The organism is Streptomyces sp. NBC_01571, assembly GCF_026339875.1.
In the GTDB taxonomy this organism is placed as follows: Bacteria; Actinomycetota; Actinomycetes; order Streptomycetales; family Streptomycetaceae; genus Streptomyces.
The window spans coordinates 6,804,899-6,815,056 of the sequence record NZ_JAPEPZ010000001.1; the positions used below are offsets into that span (position 1 = coordinate 6,804,899).

The following is a 10,158-nucleotide window of genomic DNA, read 5'->3' on the forward strand; positions in this document are numbered from 1 at the left end:
ACCCCGGCCAGACCACACCGCCCGGTCAGCCGACAAGGAGGGGGCATCGAGCCGACATCCGCATCAGGTTCGGCTCGTCCAACGGGTCGCTTCGATCGACTCGTCAGATCCGCTCCCACCAGAAGGAGCCGGCCCCGCCAGGAAGGCTGCAAGCAGGAAGGCTGCAAGATGGCTGACAAGACGAAACCGATGTACCTGGGCGCGGCGACCCGGCCCGACAGCGCACGGACTACTACCCCTCCTGGCTGGACGACTTCGCCGACGACATGACGATTGGAGGGCTCGGTCCTGAACGGGGTCGTAGGCGGGGCCGAGGACGTCCGCACGGTGCTGTCCTATGCGCGCACCCTGTACGACCTTCGCCACTCCGCTCTGTCGACACGGCTCAACGCGGGGGTCGACCCGACCGAGGTCGCCGAACGGGCGGGCAACAGTGTCGAGATCCTGTTGGGCCGCTACGCCAAGCGCATTGACGGGCGGCAGGAGATCGCCAACCGGAGATCGAGGAACTGTTGCGCGAGTACGAGTGAGGCCGGAAGGTGTGCCTTGTCGCTGGCCCGCATCCCTGTCAGGCTCCTGAGCGCGCTTTCAGGGACTGGCGGAAGTCGAGGTACGAGAGCGCTATGACCAGAAGCGGAACAATAATCCATAGCAGGGCGTAGCGGAGCCGGCCTTCGGTCAGAGCAGCGACAAGAACCACTGCGAAGGCGCTTCCGACGAAGCCGAAGAACTGCCGGTAGGAGCGGAAACCACCGACCATGGCCGCGTGGCTTGCGGCGGGATCGTCTTCTTCGGCGAACGCGGTACGCATGGGGTGGCTGTCGTCCTCACGCCTGGCTCGCTGCCAGGCGAAGAACCAGCGTCCGAGCGCGTAGAGGACGAACGTTCCCAGAAAGATCCACCACTCGGTGGCATTGTCGGGCAATGAGCGCGCCAGTGTCATGGACGCCGGATTCCCCAGGCTCGGGGGAGTAGACGGTTCCGCGTTCGCGCTGGAGCCGACGCTGCGGGCTCCTCTTGGACAATCGGGCAGTTGACCAGGGAAGTTGCTCCAAGATCCTTTCCCCGAGTAGTCCACAGACGCCGACACGGGGCCGCTCAGGGCGGCATTCGGCTGCACATGGCTGTAGATACGCGAAGACCCCGGCCTCAGCGTTTCCGCTGGTGACGGGGTCTTTGGGCACCTCATAAGGGGTGCCCCCGGCAGGATTCGAACCTGCGCACACGGCTCCGGAGGGCCCTTCAGGCTTCGGTAAAGACGCTGGTCACACGGACGAAACCAGTGGGTCGAGTTCGCGCCGTCCACGGATGGTCCACGGCCTGGCGTCGCTAGCTGCGCCAGGCCGTGCGCTCAACCACGGTTCTTCTCAGAGGAGGAACCAGTAGTTCCCGCCCGCGACACCGACGGCCGCCGCCAGGAGCATGAGGAAGGCCGGCGACACCGACAGAGAAACGGACAGGTCGAAATGCTTGCCGACGGAAACGCGAACATGCCGGAGGGTGGCAGCCTGGCGAGCCGGGGCCTGCAGACCGGCCTGGCTGTTCTGGCTCGCGTTGACGGACGTGTCATGCTGGTCGTTCATAGGTAACCCCCTTCGCGGTGGGGCGTCGCCGCTCTCGCGGCCTACGAACCTGATGTCGGCGACGCCCCCGCCCACCCCGCCTGCTTGTGCAGAAGAGGACAAAAAGGGGCCCCACTCCGGTAAGCCGGAGTGGGGCCCCTCAATGCTACTGAGACGGTAGCGAGTTACCGAGAAGTAGGTCAACTCGCCGTACTTCCGCCGAAGTTGCTGACCCCCACCTGCAACGGCACGGCCTCTGCGGCGACGCAAAAGCCGGGAACTCCACTCTCCCGTAGGGCCTGAGCGAAGGCGATTGCGGTGAGGTTCCTGCAGTGCGTGGAGGACAGGTTGGGGCGGTCAGGCGATAACGCGGGAGCGGCGACGCAGTAGCGCCAGGACTACGACGGCCGCGAAAGTCATCCACGCTTTGCCGAGGATTTGCCCAGGAAGGTAATTGAAGGAGCCGAAAGCAAGGTGGAGGAACAAGAGACTGTCGGCCAGAAGTCCGACGGCGTTCGAGGCCAGTATCGCGACCAGTAGTCCTCGCTTGCGCAAGGGCTCGTAGACGACGAAGTCCATGGTTTCAGCGACGGCGAAGGCGACCGCTGACGCGGTGGCGAGGCTGGGGTCAGCGAGAAGGTAGGAGAGGACCGTGCCGATGGCTATGGCGGCGAGGACGGCGCCTCGGCCGACCGCCTCCCGTGCAAGGTCGCGCAGTACAAGCGCCAGGCCGACGAGGTAGACGCCGGCTGGCGCGACGTAACCGAAGCCGACGGGTACCGCGCCGAAATGAGTGACGGCCAAGTTGGCGGCCGGAATAGTAGCGATGTAAGCGATGAGTGTGGCAATACCGGCAGGAGCGGGAGACTTCACGATCTACTTTCTGTCTCGGTAGTGGGGTGGTGCGCTCGGCTCCAGCGGGGAACGGGCGGTGGGGCGAACGTGCAGACAGCACAGCACACGGCACTGACATGCCTAAGGCGTCGGTCCGTGCTGCGGTGCTGGGGCAAGTGCCTGATTCCGGCGGTGCAAGGTCCGCGTGGGGCAGGCGGCGATGCCGCGCTGAGGGGCTCGGGTGGGTCCCTCTACGGCGGGCGCGCCAGACAGGGGGCGGGTGCCGGGCCGCTGTAAGGATTGCCGGGCGCGTGCGTAACCGCCAGTGGGGGCGTCCCACGGGCTCGGGTGGAACCAGGCGCCTTGCCGACGCAGGCGCGGCGCGGGAAGGGGGATGGCACCCCCCTTCCCGTCCTGGGGCGCGTGCGTGGGTTCAGCCAGAGAAGGTCAGGCTGGCAATGGCGTCGTGGCTATGAATGCTTTCCAGATTCTTCGCCCTGATCACATGCTTTAGACCCTTTTCACGGCATACCAGGCTTATGTCGCGGATGATGTCTTCGACGAAAACGGGATGGTCGTAAGCCTGCATAGTGACGACGCGTTCGTCGGGCCGCTTGATGAGGGGCAGGACGGGGGCAGAACCGGAACTGCGCAGCAGATCGACGATTTCGTGGATCGCCAGGGGGTAGGGCGCGTCGGCGGTCCCAGTGACCGTGAGGGTGACTTCGCTGCGTTGGTTGTGGGCCCCGTAGTCGGAGATGGCCTTCGAACACGGGCACAGGCTGGTGACGTCGGTGGTCACTGTGGTCGCGATGGTGCAGGTGTCGGCTGTGATGCGGCCGGCGATGGTGACGTCGTGGGTTTGCCACGACTGCCGCTGACTTGCGGGTGCGGTCACGGCCGTGGCGACGGGTAGAGACAGAGCGATGGCCAAGGTCGGGGCTTCGAGCAGAGCGAGCCCTCGTTTGAGGGCGATGGGCAACTCCTGCGGGGCGAGGGTGGCCACCTCCTCGTGCACCAGGGCGATCATGCGGCTCATGTGGGTGCCGCGCCGGTCGGCCTGCAGGCCGACGGTGACGCTGATGTCGGCGATACCGTGCTGGCGCGTGTGGCCGTCATCGAACGTGACGGGATAGCGCAGGCCGCTGATCCCTACTTCGTCGATGGCTACGCCGCGATGGTCGACCTCGTTTTGGATGTCGTGCATCCTGCTACTCGCCTCGGTAGGTGCAACCGGAGGTGCAGGTCTCGCGCACGGTGATCGCCGACAGAGCAGGGAGTTCTGCGGTCATCCGGTCCCAGATCCAGCGGGCCAGGTTCTCGCTGGTGGGGTTTTCCAGACCGTCGATGTCGTTCAGGTAGTAATGGTCGAGTTGTGCATCAATCGGCTTAAAAGCCTGCTTGATGTCGCCGAAGTCCATCACCCAGCCCGCTTCCGGATCGACGGGTGCCTCCACGTGCACGGTGACCTTGTAAGAGTGGCCGTGCAGTCGGGCGCACTTGTGGCCCTCGGGCACGCGCGGCAGGCGGTGGGCTGCTTCGAAGGTGAACTCGCGAAAGATTTCCATTACTGAATTCCCAGATACTTGTGCGTCTGGAGAGAGAGTGTCCAGCGCGGGTTCTTCATGCAGTACTCGACAGCGGCGCGGGTGTGGTCCTCGCGGTGGGCGTCATCCAGCGGTTGTAGTCGGAAGTGCTGGAAGTCGAGCCCTTCGAACTGGGCCGGGTCGCCGCCGGCCTGGGGGTAGACCAGTTTCAGTTCATCCCCGCTGGTCAAGATCAGGTCGGAGCCGATCTTGGGGCTGACGCACAGCCAGTCGATGCCGTGGGGAGCCGGCCGGGTGCCATTGGTTTCCACCGCTACTTCGAAGCCACGGCCGTGCAGGGCGGCGATGGCGTCCTCGTCCAACTGCAGCAGGGGCTCGCCGCCGGTACACACCACGAACCGGTGGGCACGATCGGTGCTGGGCCAGGCGGCCTCGACGGCATCGGCGAGATCCTCCGCAGTGCCGAACCGGCCGCCACCTTCTCCGTCGGTGCCGACGAAGTCGGTGTCGCAGAACTGGCAGATGGCGCGGGAGCGGTCTGCTTCCCGGCCCGTCCACAGGTTGCAGCGGGAAAAGCGGCAGAAGACCGCCGGGCGGCCGGCGTGACTGCCCTCTCCCTGCAGGGTGTAGAAAATCTCTTTGATCAGATAGGTCATGTTCAGGCGCTCTGGTACCGGACAGGGTCGGTGACGCCGGCTTCGGCGAAGCCCTTCAGGCGCAGCAGGCACGTGTCGCACTTACCGCAGGCCTGACCCTGGTCATCGGGGTCGTAGCAGGAGGAGGTGAGGGAGTAGTCCACGCCCAGGCGCAAGCCTTCGCGCACGATGTCGGCCTTGGACATGGCGATCAGGGGGGAGTGCAGCGTCATCCGGGAGGTGCCCTCCACGCCCGCCCGGGTCGCCAGGTTCGCCATGGTGGCAAAGGCGTCCATGTACTCGGGGCGGCAGTCGGGGTAGCCGCTGTAGTCCACGGCGGTGACTCCGGTGAAGATGTCGCTGGCGCCTACGGTCTCGGCGAAAGCCAGTGCGAACGACAGGAAGATCGTGTTGCGGGCCGGCACGTAGGTGATCGGCACCCCGCCGTCCTCGACGTCATCCAGCGACTCGTGCTTGGGAACCTCGATGTCGGCGGTCAGGGCAGAGCCACCGAAGACCCGCAGATCGATGTCGGCGATGACGTGCCGGGCCACCCCCTGGACCTCGGCAACGCGCTTGGCGGCTTCCAGTTCGATGCTGTGCCGCTGGCCATAGCGGAAGCTGAGCGCATAGGGAGTGAACCCCTGGTCCTTGGCGATGGCCAGCACCGTGGTCGAGTCCAGGCCGCCGCTCAGCAACACGATCGCGGGACGGTCCATGCTGTCACTCCCTTATCCGAAGTCCAGTTGCCTCAGTCGAGGCAGACGCAGCCTACCCCTCTAACTAGCGGCTACAGTAATCACAACAACAAACGAGTTACCGGAACCCAGGGGTCTAGCCGCAGTGAACGAGTTGCCGATCGTGGTCACCTGCACGGACCGGAAAGCGTCCCCTCCCACGGCAGACCTGCAGGCCCGCACCCTGATGGCTGCCGACCTGCCCCAGCGGGCCGAGGAGTGGGCGCACCGACTGCACACCACGCCGAGCAGGCATACGGCGCTGGAGGACCTGTACCGGGGAGACCAGTGGAAACGCGCCCTCGCGCTCACCCGCGCTGCATCCCAAGCAGGCTTCACCCCCCGCCTGTATGCAGCCTCCGCAGGCCTGGGCCTACGTCCAGTCTCCAGCCCCGCCCCCTCCTACGCCGCGACTTTCCTGCCCCGGCACGCAGATTCCGTGGCTTCCTCCAACGCCCAGACCTCCCAGTGGTGGGATCATCTGCAACGCTTGGACGGCACCCGCGACCTGCCCCAGATCGCCGGCGCCGCAGGACGCGCCCTCGTCGTGCTGTCCGCGCCCTATGCCCAGGCCATGCACCACGACCTGCTCGCCCTCGCTGATACCGCCACCGACGTCGTCCTGATCGGTGGCGCCACCGACATCGAGGGCATACGGCGCGTGCCCGCCAACGCCGGCCTGCGCCACGCCCTGGGCGGCACCCTGACCAGCCTCAACGTGCGCATGGCCGCCTCCTGGCTCGAGCACTGCACACCCGGACGCCTCACCGACCCCTCCGCCCAGCTGCGCTGGGAGGACTGGGCTGCCCAGACTGCCCGGCCTGAGCGCTACGACCGCAGACCGGTTACGGACGAGACCGTCATCGCCTTCATCGAAAAGGCGAAGGTCGCCTATCCCGGCGCTTCCCGTACCGGCCTGCTGCGCCGGTTTCGAGACGAGGGGATGGCCTGCGAACAAAAGCGTTTCGCAGGCCTGTACGAATCAACGATTGGCCGCTGATGACTTCCATCGTGCTGAAACGCCGAGCCCTGCGGATCGAGCAGCACCCCACGATCCCGCTGTACGTGTTCACGTTGGCGGCAGAAGAGGTCCATCAGGTCGCCGATGTCGCCCGGATCTCCCGCGACGAGGCCGGTAAGCTCATCGGCTACCAGCGCCCCGAGAAGAAGCAGCACGTACGGCAGATCCTGGAATACCTCGACAGCGACGAGGTCCTCTTCCCCAACGGTCTGATCATGGCTCTGCCCGCCAGTGTGCGCTTCAAATCGAGCCCCGGCCCCAGCAGCAGCGACGGCCTGTGCACCTCCGGCACGTTGGAGATCACGCTGCCAGATTCTCCCGATGCCCCCCGGCCTGCCTGGATTGTCGACGGCCAGCAGCGCAGCCTCGCTCTGGCTCGCACCCGCAATACCCGCCTGGCCGTCACCATCGCCGGCTTCGTCGCCGAGGACCTCGAAACCCAGCGGGACCAGTTCCTGCGGGTGAACACGGTCTCCCCTCTGCCGACCAACCTGGTCACCGAACTCCTCCCCGAGGTCGGCACCGCGCTGCCCACCAAGCTCTCCGCCCGTAAACTCCCCGCCGTCCTGGTCGAAGCCCTCAACCACGACAAGGACTCACCGTTTTGCGGACTGGTGCGCCGTCCCTCCACCACCGCCGAGCAAAAAGCCGACGCTGTCGTCACTGACAACAGTCTCACCACGGCTATCCAGGAGGCCCTCAACTCTCCGTCGGGCGCCTTCTTCCCCTATAAAAACCTCTCCAACAACACCGTCGACACCGCTACTATCCGCCAGATTCTCGTCACCTACTGGACCGCGGTACGCGACACCTTTCCTGACGCCTGGGGCCTGCCGCCCACACAAAGCCGCCTCATGCACGGTGTGGGCATCCGTTCCATGGGACGCCTGATGGACCGCGTGATGATGGCCATAGACCCCGCCTCCCCCCGCGCACTGCAGCAGGCACGCGACGAACTTGCCCTGATCGCCCCGCATTGCTATTGGACCAAGGGGCGCTGGCCCGACCTGAACATCCCCTGGAACGAACTCCAGAACAATCCGCGTCACATCAGCACCCTGTCGAACTACCTCCTCCGTATCTATGTGCAGGAAAAGGCAAAAGCCGCGTGAAATTCTATTTCCCTGACAGCCAGGACCTGGTGAGCCCCACCTATGACTTCGTCAACGACGAGTACTCGCCTTACCGAGTCCGTCAGCGCGACGACGTCTACGCCCACCAGGCCGTGACGCCGATCCCGTATGACGGGATCCTTGTCAGCAAGGCTGTTGTCGACGGATCCATGAAGGGTGCAGGGAAATACTCCACTCCGCAACGCGAGCGGCTTTACCGCCTGGGTGTGCGGAACTTCTTCCGCCTTCCCAAAACCTGCTCCACCATCGGTGACTGTGGCGCCTTCAACTACATTGACGAAGAACGTCCTCCGTACGAGGTCGATGAAGTCATCGATTTCTACGGCCGTTGCGGATTCGACGCCGGCATCAGCATCGACCACATCATCTTCGGCTACATCCCTCAAGAATCTGATACAGAACCAGAACCGGCCTGGCTGGAACGCCAGCAGATCTCCCTGGAGCTCGCCGAGAACTTTCTCGCCGCGACCAAAAAGAACGACGCCCGCTTCGAACCTGTTGGCGCCGCCCAGGGATGGGGGCCGGACAGTTACGCCCACTCCGTCGCGCAACTGCAGAAAATGGGATACCGGCGTATCGCTCTCGGAGGCATGGTCCCTCTCAAGTCCCACGAGATCCTGGCCTGCCTGCGAGCCATCGACGAAGTGCGCAATCACGACACCGAACTACACCTGCTCGGCATCAACCGCGTTGACAGCATGGAGCAGTTCGCCCGCCACGGCGTGACCAGTTTCGACAGCACTTCCGTCTTCCGCCAGGCCTTCATGGACGACCGCAACAACTACCACACCGCCACCAGTGCCTACACCGCCATCAGAGTTCCCCAGGTCGACGGCAACCCCGCACTCAAACGCCTCATCCTCTCCGGAAGCGTCTCCCAGGCCGAGGCCATCACCGCAGAACGGGCCTGCCTGCGCGCCCTGCGGGAATTCGACCGTGAGGAAACCTCCCTCGAGGACGTCCTGACCGCACTCCAGGCGTACGAGTCCCTCGTACTCGGCCCGAAGAAGAAGAGCTATCTCGAACTCTACGAGCGCACCCTCAGCGACGCGCCCTGGCGCGCCTGCCCCTGCGCCCTGTGCGAGAAGCATGGCATCGAGATTGCCATATTCCGCGGAAGCGAACGCAACAAGCGCCGAGGATTCCATAATCTGACCGTACTCGAGGCCAAGATGCGCTCCCTAACCTTCGGGTAACCCCCTACTTTTCGTCTTTTTGATATGTCTGGAGAGGCAATGGCCGACCGTTACGAACTCAGGCTCCCGGCGCTTGAAGTGCGCCAGGGTGACAGAAGGATCTACTGCTTCGCCGTTGACGGCAAGAAACTCCACAGCTTCGCCGCCGTCTCCCGCGTCCGACGCGACGACGACAGCAATCTCCAGGGCTACCAGCGCCCCGAGGTCCTCAGCCACATCCGCGGCATCCGTCGCTACCTCGAGTCCGACAACGCCATGCTTCCCAACGCCCTGGTGCTGGCATTCGACGAGAACGTCCGCTTCGAGACCGGAGCGCGGCGCAAGGACGGAGTCGACTACTCCGTCCCTGGCGAACTGGTCATCCCCGTCGACGAATCTCTTCCCGACGAGGACAAGCCTGCCCTGATCGTCGACGGCCAGCAGCGCAGCGCCGCCATCCGCGACGCTGATCTGGTCGAATTCCCTGTCGCCGCCGTTGGGTTTATCGCCGACAACCACGACGACCAGCGCTCCCAGTTCATCCTGGTCAACTCCACCAAGCCGCTGCCCAAGGGCCTCATCCACGAACTCCTGCCCGAAACCAGTGGCCACCTCCCGCCCACCTACGCCCGCAAGCGCCTGCCCGCCCAGTTGATGACCCGCCTCAACACCGACGGTCAGGGCCCTTTCTACGGCCGCATCGCCAGCCCGACCTCACCCGACGGCAACATCAAAGACACGGCCGTCCTGCGCATGCTGGAGCACAGCCTCTTCGAGGGCGCCCTCTACCAGTACCGCAACCCCGAAGATGGCTCCGGCGACGTCGACCGCATGCTGCTGCACCTGCGCTCCTTCTGGACCATGGTCAAGGACACCTTCAGTGACGCCTGGAAACTGCCGCCCCGCCAGTCCCGCCTCACCCACGGTGCCGGCATCCAGGCCATGGGCTTCGTCATGGACAGCCTCACCGACGGCATGCAAGCCAAAGAGGTCGACTGCGACGCCGTACGCAACGCTGTTTTGGGTTTGATGCCGGTCACCGCCTGGACCTCGGGCATGTGGCGCTTCCCCGACGGAGAACAGCGCCGCTGGAACGGCCTGCAGAACACTCCCAGCGACATCCGCCTCCTGACCGACCTGCTCGTCCGCGCCGTACACAGCTGACCTGACCGTTCGCGGGCCCGACTCTGGGGCACCGCGAAGGACGGCAATTCGCCCGCTACCGGTATCCGGTGGCGGGCGAATCCGTTTTCAGGCTGCAGCAGTCGACTGCTCGTGCGGTGCTGCCACCAGCGCTCCACCGCCGTACACCAGTCGATGAAGATGCCGATTGACTCTGGTGAGTGTCGGCCTGGGCTGTCCGCGGGACCGAGGCCCTGGTTGCTGGTGTTGATGAACCTGCAGCAAGATCTGGTAGCGATCGTCAACTCGATGACGGGCAGTTGGGTCACTCGAACGTAGCTGCCTACAGGTTGACGCCTCGTCCTGCCTTGCTTGCATCTATCCGTACGACA

Annotated in this window: 11 protein-coding genes and 1 pseudogene; 5 read left to right on the forward strand and 7 right to left on the reverse strand. The window is 64.9% G+C overall.

The genetic code is table 11. The features are described 5' to 3' along the window. Nucleotides 1-351: 351 nt before the first annotated feature. Nucleotides 352-530: pseudogene (locus OHB41_RS30805) on the forward strand (tyrosine-type recombinase/integrase); the annotation flags it as partial. 38 nt (nucleotides 531-568) lie between these two features. On the opposite strand, the gene OHB41_RS30810 reads toward OHB41_RS30805, so the two are convergent. From OHB41_RS30810 to queC, 7 genes are all read right to left on the reverse strand, one after another. Further along, nucleotides 569-943, reverse strand: a complete 375-nt coding sequence (locus OHB41_RS30810; RefSeq protein WP_266701350.1) for a hypothetical protein — start codon at nucleotides 941-943, stop codon at nucleotides 569-571. Between the two features lie 424 nt (nucleotides 944-1,367). Further along, the gene (locus OHB41_RS30815) at nucleotides 1,368-1,583 is read right to left on the reverse strand and encodes a hypothetical protein (RefSeq protein WP_266701351.1); all 216 of its coding nucleotides are present in this window, start codon (nucleotides 1,581-1,583) and stop codon (nucleotides 1,368-1,370) included. A gap of 336 nt (nucleotides 1,584-1,919) precedes the next feature. Next, nucleotides 1,920-2,435 carry a VUT family protein gene (locus OHB41_RS30820; RefSeq protein ID WP_266701352.1) on the reverse strand — a complete coding sequence of 172 codons (516 nt, stop codon included), beginning with the start codon at nucleotides 2,433-2,435 and terminating at the stop codon, nucleotides 1,920-1,922. A gap of 394 nt (nucleotides 2,436-2,829) precedes the next feature. Next, nucleotides 2,830-3,603 (reverse strand): GTP cyclohydrolase I FolE2, encoded by a 774-nt coding sequence (locus OHB41_RS30825; RefSeq protein ID WP_266701353.1) that lies wholly within the window; start codon nucleotides 3,601-3,603, stop codon nucleotides 2,830-2,832. Nucleotides 3,604-3,607: 4 nt separating this feature from the next. Next, nucleotides 3,608-3,964, reverse strand: a complete 357-nt coding sequence (gene queD, locus OHB41_RS30830) for a 6-carboxytetrahydropterin synthase QueD (RefSeq protein ID WP_266701354.1) — start codon at nucleotides 3,962-3,964, stop codon at nucleotides 3,608-3,610. After that, nucleotides 3,964-4,599: a 7-carboxy-7-deazaguanine synthase gene (gene queE, locus OHB41_RS30835; RefSeq protein ID WP_266701355.1), complete on the reverse strand. Its 636-nt coding sequence runs from the start codon at nucleotides 4,597-4,599 to the stop codon at nucleotides 3,964-3,966. Before queE ends, queD begins: the two co-directional genes overlap by 1 nt. Nucleotides 4,600-4,601: 2 nt before the next feature. Beyond that, the gene (queC, locus tag OHB41_RS30840) at nucleotides 4,602-5,297 is read right to left on the reverse strand and encodes a 7-cyano-7-deazaguanine synthase QueC (protein ID WP_266701356.1); all 696 of its coding nucleotides are present in this window, start codon (nucleotides 5,295-5,297) and stop codon (nucleotides 4,602-4,604) included. Nucleotides 5,298-5,421: 124 nt separating this feature from the next. On the opposite strand from queC, the gene OHB41_RS30845 reads away from it, so the two are divergent. Genes OHB41_RS30845 through dbpB (OHB41_RS30860) form a run of 4 tightly spaced genes read left to right on the forward strand, consistent with a single transcriptional unit; the run spans nucleotide 5,422 to nucleotide 9,808 of the window. Continuing rightward, nucleotides 5,422-6,315 carry a hypothetical protein gene (locus OHB41_RS30845; RefSeq protein ID WP_266701357.1) on the forward strand — a complete coding sequence of 298 codons (894 nt, stop codon included), beginning with the start codon at nucleotides 5,422-5,424 and terminating at the stop codon, nucleotides 6,313-6,315. Continuing rightward, nucleotides 6,315-7,448: a DGQHR domain-containing protein DpdB gene (gene dbpB / locus OHB41_RS30850; protein WP_266701358.1), complete on the forward strand. Its 1,134-nt coding sequence runs from the start codon at nucleotides 6,315-6,317 to the stop codon at nucleotides 7,446-7,448. Before OHB41_RS30845 ends, dbpB (OHB41_RS30850) begins: the two co-directional genes overlap by 1 nt. Next, complete coding sequence (dpdA, locus tag OHB41_RS30855; protein WP_266701359.1) at nucleotides 7,445-8,665, forward strand: tRNA-guanine transglycosylase DpdA; 1,221 nt, start codon at nucleotides 7,445-7,447, stop codon at nucleotides 8,663-8,665. Before dbpB (OHB41_RS30850) ends, dpdA begins: the two co-directional genes overlap by 4 nt. A 39-nt stretch (nucleotides 8,666-8,704) precedes the next feature. Continuing rightward, the gene (gene dbpB / locus OHB41_RS30860; protein ID WP_266701360.1) at nucleotides 8,705-9,808 is read left to right on the forward strand and encodes a DGQHR domain-containing protein DpdB; all 1,104 of its coding nucleotides are present in this window, start codon (nucleotides 8,705-8,707) and stop codon (nucleotides 9,806-9,808) included. Nucleotides 9,809-10,158: the final 350 nt, after the last annotated feature.

What these genes read in the sequence shown, in the direction of transcription:
- queE (WP_266701355.1), bottom strand. Translation starts at nt 4,599, where the DNA reads ATGACCTATCTGATCAAAGAGATTTTCTACACCCTGCAGGGAGAGGGC.
- OHB41_RS30815 (WP_266701351.1), bottom strand. Translation starts at nt 1,583, where the DNA reads ATGAACGACCAGCATGACACGTCCGTCAACGCGAGCCAGAACAGCCAG.
- dbpB (WP_266701360.1), top strand. Translation starts at nt 8,705, where the DNA reads ATGGCCGACCGTTACGAACTCAGGCTCCCGGCGCTTGAAGTGCGCCAG.
- queC (WP_266701356.1), bottom strand. Translation starts at nt 5,297, where the DNA reads ATGGACCGTCCCGCGATCGTGTTGCTGAGCGGCGGCCTGGACTCGACC.
- queD (WP_266701354.1), bottom strand. Translation starts at nt 3,964, where the DNA reads ATGGAAATCTTTCGCGAGTTCACCTTCGAAGCAGCCCACCGCCTGCCG.
- OHB41_RS30825 (WP_266701353.1), bottom strand. Translation starts at nt 3,603, where the DNA reads ATGCACGACATCCAAAACGAGGTCGACCATCGCGGCGTAGCCATCGAC.
- dbpB (WP_266701358.1), top strand. Translation starts at nt 6,315, where the DNA reads ATGACTTCCATCGTGCTGAAACGCCGAGCCCTGCGGATCGAGCAGCAC.
- OHB41_RS30810 (WP_266701350.1), bottom strand. Translation starts at nt 943, where the DNA reads ATGACACTGGCGCGCTCATTGCCCGACAATGCCACCGAGTGGTGGATC.